Origin of the sequence: Pseudomonas sp. M47T1 (genome assembly GCF_000263855.1) — a bacterium.
Taxonomy (GTDB): domain Bacteria; phylum Pseudomonadota; class Gammaproteobacteria; order Pseudomonadales; family Pseudomonadaceae; genus Aquipseudomonas.
On record NZ_AJWX01000017.1, the window covers coordinates 40,368 to 60,072 of the forward strand.

At 62.6% G+C, this 19,705-nt stretch carries 17 protein-coding genes; 13 read left to right on the top strand and 4 right to left on the bottom strand.

All coding sequences use genetic code 11. The features are described 5' to 3' along the window. Nucleotides 1–225: 225 nt before the first annotated feature. The 10 genes from PMM47T1_RS17880 to PMM47T1_RS17925 all read left to right on the top strand — a co-directional run bounded on the left by PMM47T1_RS17880 (nt 226) and on the right by PMM47T1_RS17925 (nt 12,597). Nucleotides 226–1,827 (top strand): ABC transporter substrate-binding protein, encoded by a 1,602-nt coding sequence (locus PMM47T1_RS17880; protein ID WP_008371471.1) that lies wholly within the window; start codon nt 226–228, stop codon nt 1,825–1,827. Between the two features lie 167 nt (nt 1,828–1,994). Continuing rightward, the gene (locus tag PMM47T1_RS17885; RefSeq protein ID WP_008371473.1) at nt 1,995–3,371 is read left to right on the top strand and encodes an OprD family porin; all 1,377 of its coding nucleotides are present in this window, start codon (nt 1,995–1,997) and stop codon (nt 3,369–3,371) included. Nucleotides 3,372–3,470: 99 nt separating this feature from the next. Beyond that, nucleotides 3,471–5,066 carry an ABC transporter substrate-binding protein gene (locus tag PMM47T1_RS17890; RefSeq protein WP_008371475.1) on the top strand — a complete coding sequence of 532 codons (1,596 nt, stop codon included), beginning with the start codon at nt 3,471–3,473 and terminating at the stop codon, nt 5,064–5,066. A 77-nt stretch (nt 5,067–5,143) separates the two neighbouring features. Further along, nucleotides 5,144–6,154, top strand: coding sequence for an ABC transporter permease subunit (locus PMM47T1_RS17895; RefSeq protein ID WP_008371477.1), 1,011 nt, complete (start codon nt 5,144–5,146; stop codon nt 6,152–6,154). Nucleotides 6,155–6,164: 10 nt separating this feature from the next. Then, a complete protein-coding gene (locus tag PMM47T1_RS17900) occupies nt 6,165–7,076 on the top strand; it encodes an ABC transporter permease subunit (protein WP_008371478.1) in 912 nt (303 codons plus the stop codon). A 10-nt stretch (nt 7,077–7,086) separates the two neighbouring features. Next, nucleotides 7,087–8,055: an ABC transporter ATP-binding protein gene (locus tag PMM47T1_RS17905; RefSeq protein ID WP_008371480.1), complete on the top strand. Its 969-nt coding sequence runs from the start codon at nt 7,087–7,089 to the stop codon at nt 8,053–8,055. After that, nucleotides 8,055–9,026, top strand: coding sequence for a peptide ABC transporter ATP-binding protein (locus PMM47T1_RS17910; RefSeq protein ID WP_008371481.1), 972 nt, complete (start codon nt 8,055–8,057; stop codon nt 9,024–9,026). The genes PMM47T1_RS17905 and PMM47T1_RS17910 overlap by 1 nt, the downstream gene beginning before the upstream one ends. Before the next feature lie 157 nt (nt 9,027–9,183). After that, a complete protein-coding gene (locus PMM47T1_RS17915; RefSeq protein WP_008371482.1) occupies nt 9,184–9,966 on the top strand; it encodes an AraC family transcriptional regulator in 783 nt (260 codons plus the stop codon). A gap of 47 nt (nt 9,967–10,013) precedes the next feature. Next, nucleotides 10,014–11,420, top strand: a complete 1,407-nt coding sequence (locus PMM47T1_RS17920; protein WP_008371483.1) for an NAD(P)/FAD-dependent oxidoreductase — start codon at nt 10,014–10,016, stop codon at nt 11,418–11,420. A gap of 85 nt (nt 11,421–11,505) precedes the next feature. After that, on the top strand, nt 11,506–12,597 hold the full coding sequence (locus PMM47T1_RS17925) for a polyamine ABC transporter substrate-binding protein (protein WP_008371485.1): 1,092 nt from the start codon (nt 11,506–11,508) through the stop codon (nt 12,595–12,597). A 36-nt stretch (nt 12,598–12,633) separates the two neighbouring features. Here PMM47T1_RS17925 and PMM47T1_RS17930 read toward each other — a convergent pair whose 3' ends face one another. Continuing rightward, nucleotides 12,634–13,536, bottom strand: coding sequence for a LysR family transcriptional regulator (locus PMM47T1_RS17930; RefSeq protein ID WP_008371489.1), 903 nt, complete (start codon nt 13,534–13,536; stop codon nt 12,634–12,636). A gap of 121 nt (nt 13,537–13,657) precedes the next feature. On the opposite strand from PMM47T1_RS17930, the gene PMM47T1_RS17935 reads away from it, so the two are divergent. From PMM47T1_RS17935 to catA, 3 genes are read left to right on the top strand one after another with little or no spacing between them, the layout of a single operon-like run. After that, entirely contained in the window at nt 13,658–14,806 is a 1,149-nt protein-coding gene (locus PMM47T1_RS17935) for a muconate cycloisomerase family protein (protein ID WP_043301232.1), read from the top strand. Between the two features lie 13 nt (nt 14,807–14,819). Further along, nucleotides 14,820–15,110, top strand: coding sequence for a muconolactone Delta-isomerase (catC, locus tag PMM47T1_RS17940; RefSeq protein ID WP_008371493.1), 291 nt, complete (start codon nt 14,820–14,822; stop codon nt 15,108–15,110). Between the two features lie 52 nt (nt 15,111–15,162). Continuing rightward, nucleotides 15,163–16,092, top strand: a complete 930-nt coding sequence (catA, locus tag PMM47T1_RS17945) for a catechol 1,2-dioxygenase (protein WP_008371495.1) — start codon at nt 15,163–15,165, stop codon at nt 16,090–16,092. 234 nt (nt 16,093–16,326) lie between these two features. Here the strand turns inward: catA and PMM47T1_RS17950 are convergent, their stop codons facing one another. The 3 genes from PMM47T1_RS17950 to PMM47T1_RS17960 form a co-directional block, all read right to left on the bottom strand. Further along, nucleotides 16,327–17,910 carry a peptide chain release factor 3 gene (locus PMM47T1_RS17950; protein ID WP_008371497.1) on the bottom strand — a complete coding sequence of 528 codons (1,584 nt, stop codon included), beginning with the start codon at nt 17,908–17,910 and terminating at the stop codon, nt 16,327–16,329. 98 nt (nt 17,911–18,008) lie between these two features. Beyond that, nucleotides 18,009–18,752, bottom strand: coding sequence for a phosphatase PAP2 family protein (locus PMM47T1_RS17955; protein ID WP_008371499.1), 744 nt, complete (start codon nt 18,750–18,752; stop codon nt 18,009–18,011). 179 nt (nt 18,753–18,931) lie between these two features. Further along, complete coding sequence (locus tag PMM47T1_RS17960; protein WP_043301234.1) at nt 18,932–19,522, bottom strand: hypothetical protein; 591 nt, start codon at nt 19,520–19,522, stop codon at nt 18,932–18,934. Between the last annotated feature and the right edge of the window lie 183 nt (nt 19,523–19,705).

A 19,705-nucleotide genomic window follows, 5' to 3' on the forward strand; every position in this document is an offset into this window, starting at 1 on the left:
GCTGAAAAGCTCGCTGGCAAGCCAACGCCCCCACGACGACATGTAGGAATCCCCTGAAGACATCGATTACTGCATTTTCACGCAGGGCCTTCGCACATTTCAGATTTTTCCTACAAGTCGCAGAGATTTCGCGCATTTACGGTCAAGGCTGACACCCCTAGTTTCGAAGCCCGGCCCACAGCAATTCGCGGGCACTTCGATCCAGACACCAAGGAAACGACCGTTATGCGTCAACACCATCTGGTTGCATCGCTACTGAGCCTCGGCCTGCTGGCCGAGATACCGCTGAGCCACGCCAACAGCAAGACCCTGGTGTTCTGCTCGGAAGGCAGCCCGGGGGGCTTTGATATCGCCCAATTCACCGGGGGCATCGACAACGACGCCGCCGAACCGCTGTACAACCGCCTCACCCAGTTCCAGCGCGGCGGTACTGCCGTAGAGCCAGCCCTGGCCACCCGCTGGGACGTGTCCGAGGACGGACTGACCTACACCTTCCACCTGCGTGAAGGCGTACGGTTCCACAGCAACAAGGGGTTCAGCCCCAGCCGTGATTTCAATGCCGACGACGTGCTGTTCACCTTCCATCGCATGATGGATCGCAACCACCCGTTCACCCAGGCCTACCCCACCGAATTCCCTTACTTCGGTTCCATGAGCCTGGACAAGAACATCGTCAGCGTGACCAAGAGCAGGCCCATGACCGTGGTCTTCACCCTGGCCTCGGTGGACGCCGCCTTTGTGCAGAATATCGCCATGAGCTTCGCCGCCATTTTGTCTGCCGAATACGCCGACCACTTGCTTGCCACCGGCACTGCCAGCGACATCAATCACAAGCCCATCGGCACCGGGCCCTTCGTGCTGCAGCGCTACCAGAAAGACTCGCAGATTCGCTACAAGGCCAACGAGGACTACTGGGCGCCCGACCAGGTGAAGGTGGCGCAACTGGTGTATTCGATCAACGTCGACCCGTCGGTTCGCGTGCAAAAGCTGCGCAAGAACGAGTGCCAGGTCACCCTCAACCCGCGTCCCGCCGACCTGGAAAAACTGCAGGCCGACAACAAGCTCCAGGTCATCCAGACCCCAGGCTACAACCTCGGCTACATCGGCTACAACGTGCAGCACCCGCCCTTCGACCAGCTCAAGGTGCGCCAGGCCATGGACATGGCCGTGAACAAGCAGGCCATCCTGCAGTCGGTGTACCAGGGTGCCGGGCAATTGGCCGTGAATGCCATGCCGCCGACCCAGTGGTCCTATGACGACAGCATCAAGGACGCGCCGTACAACCCGGAAAAAGCTCGCCAGTTGCTCAAGGAAGCCGGCGTGAAGGAGGGCCACGAGATCACCCTGTGGGCCATGCCCGTGCAACGCCCCTACAACCCCAACGCCAAGCTGATGGCCGAAATGCTCCAGGCCGATTGGGCCAAGGTAGGCATCAAGGCGCGCATCGTCAGCTACGAGTGGGGCGAATACCTCAAGCGCATCAAGAGCGGCGAACACGACGTGGCACTGATGGGCTGGACCGGTGACAACGGCGACCCCGACAACTGGCTGGGCACGCTGTACAGCTGTGACGCCATTGGCAGCAACAACACCGCCATGTGGTGCGACGCCACCTATGACGGCCTGGTGAAGAAGGCCAAGACCCTCAACGACCGCGAAGCCCGCAGCGGGCTGTACCGCCTGGCCCAGCAACGCCTCAAGGAACAGGTGCCGATCACCCCGATCGCCCACTCCACTGTCAGCCAGCCCCTGAGCACCAAGGTGCAGGATTTCAAGGTCAGCCCGTTCGGGCGCAGCGTTTTCTCCGGAGTGTCCCTGATCGACTGACCCCAGCGCAGCGATGCCCAAGCTTTGGCTTGCACGCATCACCGCAAAGGCAAACTTCGGCCAATTGAACCAAGCCAAACGTTTGCAAACATAGTTGTACCCAGAAGTTGACCGAGCACCTGAATGTGTTCGGCATAAAAAAAAGAAAATACCAAGGAGCTTCACCCATGAAACTAACAAGAAAAACCATGCTTGCCCTGTCCATCAGCAGCCTGTCGGCCATGGCGAACGCGGAGGATGCCAGCCAGGCATTCACGCCCACCTCGCTGCAGACCAGCAGCGCCCAGGCCGATGCCAAGGGGTTTGTCGAGGACCAGAGCCTGACGGGCTGGACCCGCAACTGGTACGCCCGCGAACAGTCCAAACGTGGGCCGCTGTTCACCCATAGCAAGGACGGTACGCGCGAGCCCATGAACAACCGCACCAACTGGCTGCAAAGCACCACCGTCAATTACACCTCCGGGTTTACCCAGGGCACGGTGGGCTTCGGCGTGGAAGCGGCGTTGTACAACGTGGTGGCGCTGGAGCGTGGCAGCGCGCGCAATGGCGGTTCCAACAACCGCACCCTGGCAGACAGCGACGGCGACACCATTGGCCAATGGAGCAAGCTGGGCCTGGGTAACCTCAAGGCGCGAGTGTCAAACACCACCCTGACCTTCGGCCGCCAGGCCATGGACACGCCCATGGTCGCCACCATCGGCAACCGCGCCCTGCCCTCCAGCTTCGAAGGCGTGGCCATCGACAGCAAAGAGTTCAACAACCTGTCGTTCCAGGCGGGCACCTTCGACCGCGTGTCGCCGCGTACCGAACAGAGCCTGAGCAAGTTCCGCTCCGAATACGGCGCCACCGGTGTTGAAACCGACCGAGTCACCACCGCCGGGGTCAATTATCAGCCGTTCGAAAGTGTCACCACCACGCTGTTCGCCACCCAGGTCGAAGACTTCTGGAACCAGTACTACTTCGGCGCCAACCACGTGGTGGGTGACAGCGCGGTGGTGAGCCTGACCACCGGCCTGAACTACTACAAGACCCGCGACACCGGCGCCCGCAAAATGGGCGAGATCGATAACCAGGCCGGCAGCCTGTCGCTGACCGCCACCCACCAGGCCCACAGCCTCACGTTCGCCTACCAGCAAATCAACGGCAACGAGTACTTCGACTACCTGCACGAAACCAACGGCATCTTTCTGGCCAACTCCTTGCTTTCGGATTTCAACGGGCCGAACGAGAAGTCATTCCAGGTGGCCTACGGCCTGAACATGGCGCAATACGGCGTGCCGGGCCTCAAGTTCAATGTCTACAGTGCCCGCGGTTGGGGCATCGACGGCACCCACTACACCGGTACTGCCTACAAAGTGAACCAGATGGACGGCGAGCATCACTATGAATACGGCGTGGGTACCTCCTACGTGATTCAGAGCGGCGCCTTGAAAGACACCAGCGTGCGGGCGACCTACACCGCCCACCGCGCCAGTGCCAACCAGGCTGATGGCAGCCTGGATGAACTGCGGATCGTTACCACGGTTCCGTTCAACATTCTCTAAGCGTCAAGTTTCAAGCTGCAAGCTACAAGCTGAAGCCGTTCGCGGTGTGCTTTTACTTGCAGCTTGCAGCTTAAAGCTTCCAACTCCCGGAGGGTCTATATGAAAGCGCTTCCCCTACGTGCCGCAGTCGCGGCAGCACTGTTCAGCGTCGCCGTCGGCATTTCGGCCAAGCCCCTGGTGGTCTGTACCGAAGCCAGCCCGGAAGGTTTCGACATTGTGCAGTACACGGCGGCCGTCACCGCCGACGCCTCCTCGGAAACCCTCTTCAACCGCCTGGCCAGCTTCAAGCCCGGCACCACCGACATCGAGCCGGACCTGGCGCAAAGCTGGGACATCAGCGATGACGGCAAGACCTACACCTTCCACCTGCGCCACGGCGTGAAGTTCCAGACCACGGACTACTTCAAGCCCCACCGCGAATTCAACGCCGATGACGTGATATGGAGCTTCGAGCGCCAGCTCGACCCCAAGCATCCCTGGCACGACAAGGCGCCCATGGGCTTCCCGTACTTTGAAGCCATGGGCATGAAAGACCTGATCGCCAGCATAGACAAGGTCGACGACTACACTGTTCGTTTCAACCTCAAGCGTCCCGAGTCACCCTTCCTACGGGATATGGCCATGGGCTTTGCGTCGATCTACTCCGCCGAATACGGCGACCAGTTGCTCAAGGCCGGCAAAACCGGCGATATCAACAGCAAGCCCATCGGCACAGGGCCGTTCATTCTGGTGCGCTACAGCAAGGACGCGATGGTGCGCTACAAAGCCAACCCCGACTACTACAAGGGCGTGCCACCCAGCGAAGCACTGATTTTCGCCATCACCACCGACAGTAACGTGCGCCTACAGAAACTGCGCGCCAACGAATGCCAGATCGCGGTCTACCCCAAGCCTGACGATATTCCCAGCATCAAGGCCGACCCGAACCTGCGCATCGACGAGATGGAAGCGCTGATGACCAGCTACGTGGCCATCAACACCTCGCACAAATACCTGGGCGACATCCGCGTGCGCCAGGCCATCGCCTTGGCGCTGGACAAGCCCACCCTGGTCAAGACCCTGTTCGGCGAAGGCGGCGCGACCACCGGCACCGGCCCTTACCCGCCGACCCTGCTGGGCTTCGACAAGGACCTGCGCGACCCGCCCCGCGACCTGGACAAGGCCCGCGCCCTGCTCAAGGAAGCCGGTGTGCCAGAGGGCACCACCTTCACCGTGTTTGCCCGCAACGGCGGCGCCGCCACCAACCCCAACCCCACGCTGGCGGCGCAGTTATTGCAGGCAGACCTTGCCAAGATTGGCCTCAAGCTCGATATTCGCGTGCTCGAATGGGGCGAAATGGTCAAGCGCATCAAACTGGGCGAGCACGACCTGACGTTCTACGGCTGGGCCGGCGACAACGGCGACCCGGACAACTTCCTTACCCCCAACCTGAGCTGCGAAGCGGCACAGAGTGGCGAGAACTCGGCGCGCTGGTGCAACAAGGACTTCGACGGTTTGCTGGCCAAGGCTCGCGCCAGCAGCGACCCGGCCGAACGCGCTGAAGACTACAAGCAGGCCCAGGCCATTTTTGCCAAGGACATTCCCTGGCTGAGCCTGGCCTACCCACGCTTGTTCACCGCAGTACGCAAGAACGTCGAGGGTTATCACATTAGCCCCCTGACCAATAACAACTTCGCCACCACCCTGGTGAAGTAACAAGAAAAACGCCCACCCGCGCCCCAAACGGGCAGCGGGCGGGAACTGCCTAACCGGCTGACGAGGTACCACCCAAGATGTTTAGTTTTATAGCCCGCCGTGTGGGATTGCTGATCCCCACCTTCTTCGGCATCACGTTGCTGACCTTTGCACTGATACGCCTGATTCCGGGCGACCCGGTAGAAGTGATGATGGGCGAACGTCGCGTCGACCCTGAAATGCACGCCCAGGCAATGGAGCGCCTGGGCTTGAACAAACCGCTCTATGCCCAGTACCTGGACTACATCGGCAACCTGGCGCATGGCAACCTGGGCGAATCGCTGCGCACCCGCGAAAGCGTGTGGCACGAATTCCTGTCGCTGTTCCCGGCCACCCTGGAGCTGTCGATTGCCGCGCTGATCTTTGCCGGCATCCTCGGGCTGCTGGCGGGGGTGATTGCCGCACTCAAGCGGGGGTCACTGTTCGATCATGGGGTCATGGGCATCTCCCTGGCCGGCTATTCGATGCCGATTTTCTGGTGGGGGCTGATACTGATCATGTTCTTCTCGGTGAGCCTGGGCTGGACCCCGGTGTCCGGGCGCATCGACCTCTTATATGACATCGAGCCGAAAACCGGCTTCATGCTCATCGACACCCTGCTCAGCGACGAGCAAGGCTCGTTCCTCGACGCCCTGCGCCACCTGATCCTGCCGGCCATCGTGCTGGGCACCATCCCGCTGGCGGTGATTGCGCGCATGACCCGTTCATCGATGCTCGAAGTGCTGCGCGAAGACTACGTGCGCACCGCCCGGGCCAAAGGCCTGTCGCCAGCGCGCGTGGTGTTCGTGCATGGCCTGCGCAACGCGCTGATCCCGGTACTGACCGTGTTCGGCCTGCAAGTGGGCACGTTGCTGGCCGGTGCGGTACTGACCGAGACCATCTTTTCCTGGCCGGGCATCGGTAAATGGCTGATCGAAGCCATCGGCGCCCGTGACTACCCTGTCGTGCAGAACGGCATCCTGTTGATCGCCTGCCTGGTGATCCTGGTCAACTTCGTGGTGGACATCCTCTACGGCCTGGCCAACCCACGCATCCGTCATCAGCGCTGAGGCTCCCGACATGACTACCCCAACTACCCCGGTCGTTGTCGACCAAAGCCTGCTTTACCCATCGCCCTACAAAGAGTTCTGGCAAGCCTTCGCCAAAAACAAGGGCGCCGTCGCCGGCCTGGCGTTCATGCTGCTGATTGTGTTCTGCGCGCTGTTCGCCCCCTGGGTGGCGCCGCACGACCCCAGCGAGCAGTTTCGCGATGCCCTGCTGACCCCGCCGGTATGGCTGCAAGGCGGCCAGTGGCAATACCTGCTGGGCACCGACGAGCTGGGCCGTGACCTGCTGTCGCGGCTTATCCACGGTTCGCGGCTGTCGCTGCTGATCGGCCTGTCGTCGGTGGTGATGTCGCTGATCCCGGGGATCTTCCTGGGCCTGGTGGCGGGTTTCTTCCCGCGCATCATGGGCCCGGCCATCATGCGCCTGATGGACGTGATGCTGGCCCTGCCGTCGCTGCTGCTGGCCGTGGCCATCGTCGCCATCCTCGGCCCTGGCCTGATCAACACCGTGATCGCCATTGCCGTGGTCTCGCTGCCGTCCTACGTGCGCCTGACCCGCGCCGCCGTGATGGGCGAAATGAACCGCGACTACGTCACCGCCGCACGCCTGGCCGGCGCCGGCCTGCTGCGCCTGATGTTCGTCACCGTGCTGCCCAACTGCATGGCGCCGCTGATCGTGCAGGCCACCCTGAGCTTCAGCTCGGCGATCCTCGACGCTGCGGCGCTGGGCTTCCTGGGGCTGGGCGTACAACCGCCCACCCCTGAGTGGGGCACCATGCTGGCCTCGGCCCGTGACTACATCGAACGTGCCTGGTGGGTGGTGAGCCTGCCTGGCCTGACCATTTTGCTCAGCGTGCTGGCAATCAACCTGATGGGCGACGGGCTGCGCGATGCGCTGGACCCGAAACTCAAGAATGCCGCCTGAGGGAACGACCATGTCTCTGTTGCATATCAAGAATCTGAACGTGCGCTTTGGCGATGCCAAGGCGGTGCCGGTGGTCGATGGCCTCGACCTGTCGGTGGAAAAAGGCGAAGTGCTGGCCATCGTCGGCGAGTCGGGCTCGGGCAAGTCCGTGACCATGATGGCGCTGATGGGCCTGATCGATCACCCCGGCATCATTACCGCCGACTCGCTGAATTTCGATGGCCGCGACATGCTCAAGCTCAGCGCGCGCCAACGCCGGCAAGTGGTGGGCAAGGACCTGGCAATGATTTTCCAGGACCCCATGACCGCCCTCAACCCCAGCTACACCGTAGGCTTTCAAATCCAGGAAGTGCTGCGCCAGCACCTGGGCATGAACAACAAACAGGCACGCCAGCGCGCCCTTGAGCTGCTGAAGAAGGTGGAGATCCCGGGCGCCGAAAGCCGCCTGGACGCCTACCCGCACCAGCTGTCGGGAGGCATGAGCCAACGCGTGGCCATCGCCATGGCGATTGCCGGCGAGCCGAAGCTGCTGATCGCCGACGAACCCACCACCGCCCTGGACGTGACCATTCAGGCGCAGATCATGGAGCTGCTGCTGGCCCTGCAGAAAGAGCAGGACATGGGGCTGATCCTGATCACCCACGACCTGGCCGTGGTGGCCGAAACCGCCCAGCGGGTGTGCGTGATGTACGCCGGCCAGGCCGTGGAAGTGGGCCACGTACCGCAACTGTTCGACCTGCCGGGCCACCCTTACAGCGAAGCGCTGCTGGCCGCCATTCCAGAGCACAGTGAAGGCGCCGCCCGCCTGGCCACCCTGCCCGGCATCGTACCCGGCCGCTACGACCGCCCCCAGGGCTGCCTGTTGTCGCCGCGCTGCCCCTATGCCCAGGACAACTGCCGCAGCCAGCGCCCCGGCCTTGACCCCAAAGCCCACAGCCTGGCGCGCTGTTTCTACCCGCTGAATCAGGAGGTGGCTTGATGGCCGTCGTACTTACCGCTCGCGACCTCACCCGTCACTACGAAGTGTCCCGCGGCCTGTTCAAAGGCCACGCCCTGGTGCGCGCCCTCAATGGCGTGTCATTTGAACTGGAAGCCGGCAAGACCCTGGCCGTGGTCGGCGAGTCAGGCTGTGGCAAATCCACCCTGGCCCGCGCCCTGACGCTGATCGAGGAGCCCACCGCAGGCTCGCTGAAGATCGCCGGCCAGGAAGTGCATGGCGCCAGCAAAGCCGAGCGCAAGCAACTGCGCAAGGACGTGCAGATGGTGTTCCAGAGCCCTTATGCCTCGCTCAACCCGCGGCAGAAAATCGGTGATCAGTTGGGCGAACCACTGTTGATCAACACCAACCTGACCAAGGCCGAGCGCCGCGAGAAAGTGCAGGCGATGATGCAGCAGGTGGGCCTGCGCCCCGAGCATTACCAGCGCTACCCGCACATGTTCTCCGGCGGCCAGCGCCAGCGCATTGCCCTGGCCCGCGCCATGATGCTGCAACCCAAGGTGCTGGTGGCGGACGAGCCGACTTCGGCGCTGGACGTTTCCATCCAGGCCCAGGTGCTGAACCTGTTCATGGACCTGCAGCAAGAGTTCAACACCGCCTACGTGTTCATCTCACACAACCTGGCAGTGGTGCGCCACGTGGCCGATGACGTGCTGGTGATGTACCTGGGCCGCCCGGCGGAAATGGGCCCCAAGGAGGATATCTACAAGCGTCCGCTGCACCCTTATACCCAGGCGCTGCTGTCGGCCACGCCAACGCTCAAGCCTGACCCGGCCAAGCCGAAGATCAAGATCGTCGGCGAGCTGCCCAACCCGCTCAACCCGCCGTCCGGCTGCGCCTTCCACAAGCGCTGCCCGTACGCCACCGAGCGCTGCGCCAGCGAAGTGCCGGAACTGCGCCAGGTTGATACCCGGCAGGTGGCCTGCCACTATGCCGAGCAATTCCTGAACTGACCGGAAGTAGTGCCCCCCCTTTAGGAACGGGCCGTGCCCGCGAACCATATGCCGCAGTGCATCAGCTACTGCGCGGTGTGGCCTTCGCGGACACGGTCCGCTCCTACAGGGGCAGTGTGAAGGCCATTGCCGCGTCAGACCCATCACCGGAGCATCGATGCAAACCGACTCCAGCCTTACCCTCGCAACCGTCACCCGCTACCACCTGTGCTGGAAGCACCGCGACCTGGACGGCGTCATGGCGCTGTACCATCCGGACATCCAGTACCACGACTTCTTCCAGCACCGCACCCTGGCCCTGGGCGAGCTGCGTGACTACGTACAATCGAGCCTGCCGCGCAACGCCGATGAGGCGCTGGAGCACAGCGACCGCATTCGCGTGGACGGCGACACCGCCTTCATCCAGTACACCCTGACCCTGCGGGGCGCCGCCGACCTGGTGTCGTTTCGCGCCAGCGAAGCCATCACCGTGCGTGACGGGCTGATCTGGCGAGTCAACGAATACGCCACCCTGGTGCGCGAAGCCGTTACCGACACCCCGCGCCCGGCCACCGCACGCCTGGGCCTGTCCCCCCGGCAACTGGGGTTGATGGCCGAAGACCTGCAGCAGTATTTCCACCGCCAGCAACCCTACCTGAACCCCGAACTGGACTTGCAGGAAGTGGCCCGCGCCTGTGGCTACAGCCGCAACCAGATGTCCTACCTGCTCAACCAGGTGCTGGGGCAACGCTTCTACCCCTACGTCAACCAGGCACGCCTGCGGCATTTGCTGCGCGCCCTGGAAAGCACCCCTGAAGCGCGCATCGACGAACTGGCATTCGCCGCCGGCTTCAATTCGCTGTCGGCGTTCTACAAGTGCTTCCGCCAGCACACCGGCCTGTCGCCCACCGCTTATGTGAAACAGCTTTCTTCGCGGACACGCACACACGACACAGCCTGAATTTACCCACTACGATTGAGCTATCGAACATCGACTGGAGTGACGGCATGACGGCGTGGCGCAACATCAGCCTGTGGATGGACCAGCTTGATGAACCCTTGAAGGCGCGTGCCGCGCTGGAGCATGACCTGGACGTCGACGTGGCCATCATCGGCGCCGGGTACACGGGCTTGTGGACCGCCTATTACCTCAAGCTGCAGGCGCCCACCCTGAATATCGCCATTCTCGAAGCACAGACCGCCGGCTTCGGCGCCTCAGGGCGCAATGGCGGCTGGTTGATGGGCAATCTGCTCAACGACGACCGCCTGCTGGCCAAACTGCCCGCCGAACAGCGACGTGCCTCGTTCGACCTGCTGCACGGCATCCCCGATGAAGTGGGCCAGGTCATTGCCTTCGAAGGCATCGACTGCGACTACCGCAAGGGCGGCGCGCTGTATTGCGCGGCCCGCTACCCGGAACAGGAAGCCAGCCAGCGCGACTACTTGCGCCACCTGCACAGCCTGGGCCTGACCCATCAGGATTACCGCTGGCTAAGCGCCGCCGAACTCAGCGAACAGCTGCGCATTGCCCGCCCCTACGGGGGTATCTTCACGCCGCATGTGGCCACCCTCCAACCCGCGCGCCTGGTACGTGGCCTGGCGCGCACCGTGGAGCGCATGGGCGTTCGCCTGTACGAAAACAGCCCGGTCACCCACTGGCAACCGCGCCAAGTGCGCACCGCCAAGGCCACGGTGCGCAGCCACTGGGTGGTGCCGGCCGTCGAAGGCTACGGCGTCAGCCTGCCACCGCTGGGGCGCTATCACCTGCCGGTGCAAAGCTTGCTGATTGCCACCGAACCGCTGACCTGCGCCCAGTGGCAGAGCATCGGCCTGGAGCATGGCCAGGCGTTCAGCGAGGCCAGCCGCCAGGTCACCTACGGCCAGCGCAGCGCCGACAACCGCCTGGTGTTCGGCGCCCGCGGCGGGTATCAGTTTGGCGGGCGGCTGCGCCAGGATTTCAACCTGACCGACAGCGAGATCGGCCTGCGCCGCTACCTGTTCGGCGAACTGTTCCCGCAGCTCAAGGACGTGCGCATCAGCCACGCCTGGGGCGGCAACCTGGGCATGGCGCGGCGCTTCCACCCACACATGCTCTGCGACCACCAGAGCGGCCTGGCCCTGTCTGGCGGCTACGGCGGCGAGGGCGTCGGCGCCAGCAACCTGGGGGGCCGCACCCTGGCCGCACTCATCTTGCAACAACCCAACGAACTGGTACGCCAACCGTGGGTCAGGCAACAGGGTGGGCTGGCCAACCTCAGCACCTGGGAACCCGAACCCTGCCGCTGGCTGGGTTACAACGCCATCATCAAGAGCTTCGTGCACGAAGACCAGACCCTGGCCAACCCCGGCGCGGCACCGTGGCGCCGGCGGCTGGCCAGCCAACTGGCGAATGCCATGGAAAGCCTGATGCGCTGACCAGCGCAGCCTGGCGGCAGCGGCTGGCCCAATCGCGCCAGCGTGGCATATGCTGTAGCAGCCCTTTCATGCAAGGCTCGTCCTGATGCTGCAAAAGATCATTGCTACCCTGGTGCTGGCCGCCACCGCTTGCACCGTCCAGGCCGCCGAGACGGTCAAGGTCTACAACTGGTCCGAATACATTGCTCCCGACACCCTGAAGAACTTTCAGGCGCGCACCGGCATCGTTCCCGTCTATGAGCTGTACGACAGCAATGAAGTGTTGAACGACAAGCTGATGGCCCGCAATTCCGGCTACGACGTGGTGTTCCCCTCTACCCACTTCATGGCCAGGCAGGTACAGGCCCAGGCGCTGATGGACCTGGACCGCAGCAAATTGCCCAACTGGGACAACCTCAACCCGGTGCTGCTCAAGATGCTTGAGGTGAACGACCCGGGCAATCGCCATGGTTTCCCTTATATGTGGGGCAGCACGGGCATTGGCTACAACATCGACAAGGTCAAGGCCGTGCTGGGCGACAATGCCCCGGTGGGCTCCTGGGACCTGATCTTCAAGCCCGAGAACATCAGCAAGCTGAAGGCCTGTGGCGTCGCCCTCGTCAACAGCGGGCCGGAACTGCTGCCCATCACGCTCAACTACCTGGGGCTGCCCCCTCACAGCAAGAACCCCGACGACTACAAAAAGGCCGAGGCACTGCTGATGAAGATCCGGCCTTACGTGACCTACTTCGACACCGCTCGCTATACCAACGACCTCGCCAACGGCGACGTGTGCGTGGTGGTGGGCTACAACGGCGACGTGCTGCAGGCCCAGACCACCGCCACGGCGGCGAACAAAGGCGTCAACATCGGCTACTCGGTGCCTCGCGAAGGCGCGCCACTGTGGTTCGACATGGTTGCCATGCCGGCGGATGCGCCCAACCCAAAGGCCGGCTATGCCTTCATGAACTACCTGCTGGAGCCCAAGGTCATCGCCGGCATCAGCAACTACGTGCACTACGCCAATGGCAATGAAAAGGCCGATGCGCTGATCGACCCGGCGCTGCATGGCAACACCGTGGTGTACCCGGACGAAGACACCATGAGCCGGCTGTTTGCACTGGAGGCCATGCCGGCGGATATCGACCGCATTCGGACACAGGTATGGACCAGGGTGATGGCAGGCGAACACCTGTAGCACCGGCCGCCGCACCTGTGGGCGCTTGTTGAAGCCCTAAAAGCTCGCTGGCGAGCCAGCTCCCACGAGTTCTTCGATGACCGCCAGGCAATACCCTACCGCCGGCGACACATCCCCCACCCGCCGGCTGAGAATGATCGGCGAGGTAGCGTTGGCCTCCTGCAGCGGGCTGTAGCCAATGTCATCGCGATGCAGAATCTGCACCGACTCGGGCACCAAAGTGATGCCGATGCCCGCCCCCACCAGGCCAATGGCCGTTTGCAGTTCGTTGGTCCACTGCGCCACCTTGATGCTCAGGCCGTGGGCCGAGAACAGCGCCAATACGTGGTCGGCGTAACTGGGCCGCGGGTTGCCGGGGTAGAGCACGAAGGGTTCGCGGGCCAGTTGGGCCAGCGTCGCGGTCTGCCCCAACAGCGGGTGGCCGGCAGGCAGCACGGCGATCAAGCGGTCTTCGCGCAACACGGTCTGGGTGATGGCTGCGTCGTCGATATGGATACGGCCAAACCCCACGTCGATGCGCCCGGCCTTCAAGGCTTCTACCTGCTGCACCGTGGTCATTTCCGACAGCCCCAGTTCCAGCTCGATTTCGGCATCATCACCGCGCAAGCGCCGGATCATTTCCGCCAACACGCCGTACAGGGTCGACGGCGCGAAGCCGATACCCAGCCAGGTTTTCTTGCCCAGGCCAATGCGCCGGGTGTTTTCACACAGGGTATCGAGTTGATGCAGCAGCGCGCCGCTGTGCTCGAAGAAATAACGGCCCGCCTCGGTGAGCCGCAACGGCCGGCCGCGCTCCATCAGGCTCACCCCCAACTCCTCCTCCAACTGCTGGATCTGCCGGCTCAGCGGTGGCTGGGCGATATGCAGGCGCTCGGCGGCACGGGTGAAGTTAAGGGTTTGGGCCAGCGCCTGGAAATAGCGAAGATGCCTGAGTTCCATCATGAACCTCTTGATCGACAATACCCAACAGGTATCAAGCCAGACCAATTCTATATTGGATTGAAAGAAAACGCCGTATCACTATCAGGTCATACAAGAACACAACCTGACGGGTATCGAAATGAGTCATCCCACGATCGAGTCTCTCGAAACGATCATTGTCGATTTGCCAACCATTCGCCCGCACAAGCTGGCCATGCACACCATGCAGCACCAGACCCTGGTACTGCTGCGACTGCGCTGCAGCGATGGCATCGAAGGCATCGGCGAGTCCACCACTATCGGTGGCCTGAGCTACGGCAACGAAAGCCCCGACAGCATCAAGGTGAACATCGACACGCACATCACTGCGTTGCTGATTGGCCAGGCTGCCGACAACATCAACGCGGCCATGCAGCGTATCGAGCGCAGCGTGCGCGGCAACACCTTCGCCAAATCCGGCATCGAAAGCGCACTGCTGGACGCCCAGGGCAAACGCCGGGGCCTGGCGGTCAGCGAGCTGCTGGGCGGCCGCCTGCGCGACAGCCTTCCCGTGGCCTGGACCCTGGCCAGTGGCGACACCGGCCGTGACATCGCCGAAGCAGAAAAGATGCTCGACGTGCGCCGTCACCGCATCTTCAAACTCAAGATCGGCGCCGGTGAGGTCAGCAAGGACCTGGCCCACGTCATCGCCATCAAGCAGGCTGTGGGTGATCGCGCCAGCGTACGCGTGGACGTCAACCAGGCCTGGGATGAAGCCGTGGCCCTGCGCGCCTGCCGCATCCTGGGCGACAACGGCATCGATCTGGTGGAGCAACCCATTCACCGCAGCAATGCCGTGGGCCTGGCACGCCTGAGTGCCAGCAGCCCGATCCCGATCATGGCTGACGAAGCCATCGAGTCGGTGGAAGATGCCTACAACCTGGCGCGCCTGGGCGCTGGCACCATCTTCGCCCTGAAGATTGCCAAGACCGGTGGCCCGCGCGCCGCCCTGCGCGCCGCCGCCATCGCCGACGCCGCCGGTATCGGCCTGTATGGCGGCACCATGCTGGAGGGCGGCATCGGCACCTTGGCGTCGGCCCAGGCTTACATTACCCTGCCGAAAATGGCCTGGGACACCGAGCTGTTCGGCCCGCTGTTGCTCACCGAGGACATCCTCGCCAACCCGCCGCTGTACAAGGATTTCCAGCTGCACGTGCCGAATACTCCCGGCCTGGGCCTGGAATTGGACGAAGAACGCGTGGCGTTTTTCCGCCGCGACAAGGCTACCAAAGCCTATAGCCACCGTTGAGGAGACGCCTGCCATGCTATTCCACGTGAAGATGACCGTTAACCTGCCGCTGGACATGGACCCGGCCAAGGCCACCCGCCTGAAGGCCGATGAGAAAGAGCTGTGCCAGCGCCTGATGCAGGAAGGCAAATGGCGCCACCTGTGGCGCATTGCCGGGCTCTACGCCAATTACAGCGTGTTCGACGTGCCTAGCGTGCAGGAACTGCACGACACCCTGATGCAGTTGCCGCTGTTCCCCTACATGGCGATCGAGGTGAACGCGCTGTGCCGCCACCCCTCCTCAATCCACGAAGACGACCGCTGAGTAACCCTCGAACCGGCGTACTGACTAATAAATATAAGATGAGGCCATAACCATGACTGTCAAAATCGCGCACACCGAACCGGTACAACATTTTCTCAAGCAAGCCAGCGGCGTGTTCAACGACGCCGGCAACCCGCGGGTCAAGACGCTGATCCACCGCATTCTCACCGACTCGGTGAAAATCATCGAAGAGTTGGACGTTACCCCCGAGGAGTTCTGGGCCGCAGTGAACTACCTCAACGTGCTGGGCGCTCGCCAGGAAGCCGGGCTGGTGGTAGCAGGCCTGGGGCTGGAACACTACCTGGACCTGCAACTGGACGCTCAGGACGAACTCGCCGGCCAACTGGGCGGCACCCCGCGTACTATTGAAGGGCCGCTGTACGTGGCCGGTGCGCCGCTGAGCAAATATGAGGCGCGCCTGGACGACGGCACCGACCCTGGCACTGCGCTGTTCATGCAGGGCCAGGTCAAGGACGTCGACGGCAAGCCGGTGCCCGGTGCCATTGTCGACGTGTGGCAGGCCAACACCGGCGGCACCTACTCCTACTTCGACCCATCGCAATCGGAATTCAACCTGCGCCGCCGCATCGAGGCCGACAGCGAAGGCCGCTACCGTTTCCGCAGCATCGTGCCCTCGGGCTACGGCTGCCCACCGGACGGCCCCACCCAGCATCTGCTGGATCAACTGGGCCGCCACGGCCAGCGTCCGGCGCACATTCACTTTTTCATCTCGGCACCGGGCCATCGTCACCTCACCACCCAGATCAACCTGGCTGGCGACAAGTACCTGTACGACGACTTCGCCTACGCCACCCGTGACGAACTGGTGGCCGAGATCTGCTTCAGCGATGACCCGGTGCAAGCGCAGAAACATGGCGTGAGCGGGCGGTTCGCCGAGATCGACTTCGACTTCACCCTGCAATCCACCGAAGTGCCCAAGGCCCAACAGCGCAGCGAGCGCGTGCGCGCCCTGGAGGAGTAACTTACATGTAACCCGTAGGAGCAGCGCTTGCGCGCGATGCTCGTGTGGGAGCGGGCTCTGCCCGCGAAGCACGCGGCGCGTTGAGTCAGGTACAGCGCGGTGTGCTTTTCGCGGGTAGAACCCGCTCCTACAAAAGCGCAGGGTCAGGCATGGCACCATCGCCCACAAGCGCTGTTCCTACAGGCGGGGATGCGGCGTAATGAAAAGGGCAGCCCGTGGGCTGCCCTCTTGTGCTTAGTGATGCTCGCGCGTAGCGCGGAATTTCACGTCGGGCCAGCGCTCTTCCATCAGCGCGAGGTTGACTCGCGTAGGCGCCAGGTACGTCAGGTGGCCACCGCCGTCCAGCGCCAGGTTTTCCACCGCCTTGGTCTTGAATTCCTCAAGCTTCTTCTTGTCGGCACAGTCGATCCAGCGGGCCGACCACACGGTGATCGGCTCGTAGGAGCATTCCACCTTGTATTCTTCCTTCAGGCGGCTGGCTACCACGTCGAACTGCAGCACACCCACGGCGCCCAGGATGATGTCGTTGCTACGCTCTGGGAAGAACACCTGGGTGGCGCCCTCCTCGGCCAGCTGCTGCAGGCCTTGGCGCAGTTGCTTGGATTTCAGCGGGTCACGCAGGCGTACGCGGCGGAACAGTTCCGGGGCGAAGTGCGGGATACCGGTGAAGCCCAGCGCTTCACCTTCACTGAAGGTGTCGCCGATCTGGATGGTGCCGTGGTTGTGCAAGCCGATGATGTCGCCGGCAAACGCCTCTTCCAGTTGCTCACGCTCGGAGGAGAAGAACGTCAGGGCGTCGCCGATGCGCAGGTCCTTGCCGGTGCGTACGTGGCGCATTTTCATGCCTTTCTCGTACTTGCCCGAACAGATGCGCATGAAGGCGATACGGTCGCGGTGCTTGGGGTCCATGTTCGCCTGGATCTTGAACACGAAACCGGTGAACTTTTCTTCGACCGGCTCCACGGTACGCTCGCGGGCCACGCGGGCCAGCGGGCGAGGCGCCCAGTCCACCACGGCGTCCAGCACGTGGTCGACACCAAAGTTGCCCAGCGCCGTGCCGAAGAACACCGGCGTCATCTGGCCGTTCATGAACTCTTCCTGGTTGAAGGTGTGGCATGCGCCCTGCACCAGCTCCAGTTGGTCGATGAAACGGTCATACTCGTCACCCAGGTGCGCGCGGGCTTCATCGGAATCCAGCTTCTCGATGATTTTCACATCGGTACGCTCATGGCCGTGGCCCGGGGTGTAGACGATGATGTAGTCGCCGGCCAGGTGGTAAACACCCTTGAAGTCGCGGTAGCAACCAATCGGCCAGGTGATGGGCGCAGCCTTGATCTTCAGTACCGCTTCGATTTCGTCCAGCAGTTCGATGGGGTCGCGAATATCGCGGTCCAGCTTGTTGATGAAGCTGACGATCGGGGTATCACGCAGGCGACAGACGTCCATCAGCGCGATGGTACGCGGCTCAACGCCTTTACCGCCGTCGAGCACCATCAACGCCGAGTCCACTGCGGTCAGGGTGCGGTAGGTGTCTTCGGAGAAGTCTTCGTGACCAGGGGTGTCGAGCAGGTTGACCATGTGGTCGCGATACGGGAACTGCATGACCGAGGTGGTAATGGAGATACCGCGCTGCTTTTCCATCTCCATCCAGTCGGACGTGGCGTGGCGGTCGGACTTGCGCGACTTCACGGTACCGGCCACGGCAATGGCCTTGCCCATCAACAAGAGTTTCTCGGTGATGGTGGTTTTACCGGCGTCCGGGTGGGAAATAATGGCGAAAGTGCGGCGTTTCGCGACTTCGGCGGCCTGTTGGGTCATGGGAAATCGCCTGCGAGGTGATTCAAAAAAGGGCGCCGATTATAGCTGAAGCGCGGGCGAGCTGGAACCATGCGTCCAACTCACCCGTCGCCGCTTCGTCAGGTGGCGACAAGCGCCGCCTCGGGCGACTTTTCCGTCTGCGCCTGCGGGCGGTACAACATCACGTAGTAGGTGCCCAGGCAGATCAGCCAGCAGAAGATCGCCGCCCACACGTTATGCGAGAGGAAGTGTGCGCCTTGGATCATGCGCCCCACCGAGAACACCGTGCCCAGGCCGAACGCGAATATCAGGCCGGCGCGAGCCATGCGCGGACGACGGTCACGCAGCACGAAAAACAGCGAGAACAGGGTGAAGCCGGTGGCCGCATGGCCACCTGGCCAGCAGCGGCCTGGGTCGGCGGTCACCGGACGGTGTTCGAACAGCTTGCTGTAGGTTTCATGGCCGCCGAACTCGGTCAGGCTCCAGGGGCACTGCACGCCGGTCAGCGTCTTCAACGGGTTGGTGTAGCTGGTAGACAGTGTCATGGCCACCACTAGGCACGCCAGCTCGCGACGGATCGGCAACAGGCGCTTGACCAAGAAACTGGCCAAGTAGCCCAGCGCACCGAATACGCCGATGGCAATCACCACACGCTTGGCCTGGTCATGCAACACCGTTTCCAGCCAGTAGCTGTGCTTGCCAGCGAAAGCATGCTCGACCGGGCTGTAGAACAGCTTTTCGAGGTCCATGTCGATGTTGGTCAGTTCCAGCAGGCACAACGCAATGGCGATCAGGGCGGGAATGCCCAGGCAGATCCACAGGTTGAGCGGGCGTGACGTGGTACGCAGCGCAGTAGGTGGCATGAGGGGTCCAGATTGAATTGACGGCACTTCGTCGCGTTGGCGATGAAGTTCAAAATGATGCGGGCGGGCCGCAGCGTGAACCCCTGGACATGGACAGCGTGTCAACACGCCGTGAAAAAAGCGTCAAAGAAGCAAGCCCTGCAATCCTATGTCATGGATTGCAGGGCCGCTAAGGAACCTCAGCCCAACTTCAGCACGTGCAGGTCGCCAATCAATTCAGCGTCCCTTGGCCCTCCGTCGGCATCTACATAGGCATGCCAGTACTTGCCGCTGTCCCGCCGCCCGGTGGGTGTCAGCTTGCCGTCCCGACGGCGCTGCCCTAGATAAGTCCAGGGTATGCCGCTCATCGCCGACCTGATGCTGAAGCGCTGATACGTGCCTTCCTCCGCCGGTCCGCCAGGCTCGCCGTTCACGTAAATATGCCAGTGTGCGGTGGCCTGTTCGGTGGGGTAAAAGCGCAGGGCTCCAAATTCTCTGGTCACGTCCAGTTGCAAATATCGGTCACCGTCCCGCACCCAGATTTTGTAAACCGGCGGGCCGTCGCCCTGCACGTAACACTTGAAGAAAAAGCGGCATCGTTCTTCCTCCCCCACATCCGGAAAACTGTAGAAGTTGTTCAGTACCAAATGGGACGAGCGCAAGCGCGCGCCTTCAAACTCGTCACCTCCTGGGTGAGCTTCGACTTCATGGCGGTCCCAAAACCCTTCGAACCCCGGCGTAGTGCACTTTACGGTGGCGACAAACGATTTTTCCGGTAGGTATGTAAGCATCAGCATGGCTCCCTGCCAATTGATTGAAGGCCTACGGTACGCCGCTGATTAAACCGGTATAAATCGGAAAATCCTCCCCAAGGGTGGCCAAATGCTGTCGTGCATGGGAACCTTTCAGGAAGTGGAGGCGTCCATTCCCCTGATATGACCATTCGTCAGGGCGTTGCAACACCGGCAAGTCAG

Bases quoted from the DNA above. Each gene is read 5' to 3' on its own strand.
- PMM47T1_RS17935 (WP_043301232.1), top strand. From the start codon at position 13,658: ATGAGTCATCCCACGATCGAGTCTCTCGAAACGATCATTGTCGATTTG.
- catC (WP_008371493.1), top strand. From the start codon at position 14,820: ATGCTATTCCACGTGAAGATGACCGTTAACCTGCCGCTGGACATGGAC.
- PMM47T1_RS17920 (WP_008371483.1), top strand. From the start codon at position 10,014: ATGACGGCGTGGCGCAACATCAGCCTGTGGATGGACCAGCTTGATGAA.
- PMM47T1_RS17890 (WP_008371475.1), top strand. From the start codon at position 3,471: ATGAAAGCGCTTCCCCTACGTGCCGCAGTCGCGGCAGCACTGTTCAGC.
- PMM47T1_RS17880 (WP_008371471.1), top strand. From the start codon at position 226: ATGCGTCAACACCATCTGGTTGCATCGCTACTGAGCCTCGGCCTGCTG.
- PMM47T1_RS17910 (WP_008371481.1), top strand. From the start codon at position 8,055: ATGGCCGTCGTACTTACCGCTCGCGACCTCACCCGTCACTACGAAGTG.
- PMM47T1_RS17885 (WP_008371473.1), top strand. From the start codon at position 1,995: ATGAAACTAACAAGAAAAACCATGCTTGCCCTGTCCATCAGCAGCCTG.
- PMM47T1_RS17895 (WP_008371477.1), top strand. From the start codon at position 5,144: ATGTTTAGTTTTATAGCCCGCCGTGTGGGATTGCTGATCCCCACCTTC.
- PMM47T1_RS17905 (WP_008371480.1), top strand. From the start codon at position 7,087: ATGTCTCTGTTGCATATCAAGAATCTGAACGTGCGCTTTGGCGATGCC.
- PMM47T1_RS17930 (WP_008371489.1), bottom strand. From the start codon at position 13,536: ATGGAACTCAGGCATCTTCGCTATTTCCAGGCGCTGGCCCAAACCCTT.
- PMM47T1_RS17900 (WP_008371478.1), top strand. From the start codon at position 6,165: ATGACTACCCCAACTACCCCGGTCGTTGTCGACCAAAGCCTGCTTTAC.
- PMM47T1_RS17925 (WP_008371485.1), top strand. From the start codon at position 11,506: ATGCTGCAAAAGATCATTGCTACCCTGGTGCTGGCCGCCACCGCTTGC.
- PMM47T1_RS17915 (WP_008371482.1), top strand. From the start codon at position 9,184: ATGCAAACCGACTCCAGCCTTACCCTCGCAACCGTCACCCGCTACCAC.
- PMM47T1_RS17950 (WP_008371497.1), bottom strand. From the start codon at position 17,910: ATGACCCAACAGGCCGCCGAAGTCGCGAAACGCCGCACTTTCGCCATT.
- PMM47T1_RS17960 (WP_043301234.1), bottom strand. From the start codon at position 19,522: ATGCTTACATACCTACCGGAAAAATCGTTTGTCGCCACCGTAAAGTGC.
- catA (WP_008371495.1), top strand. From the start codon at position 15,163: ATGACTGTCAAAATCGCGCACACCGAACCGGTACAACATTTTCTCAAG.
- PMM47T1_RS17955 (WP_008371499.1), bottom strand. From the start codon at position 18,752: ATGCCACCTACTGCGCTGCGTACCACGTCACGCCCGCTCAACCTGTGG.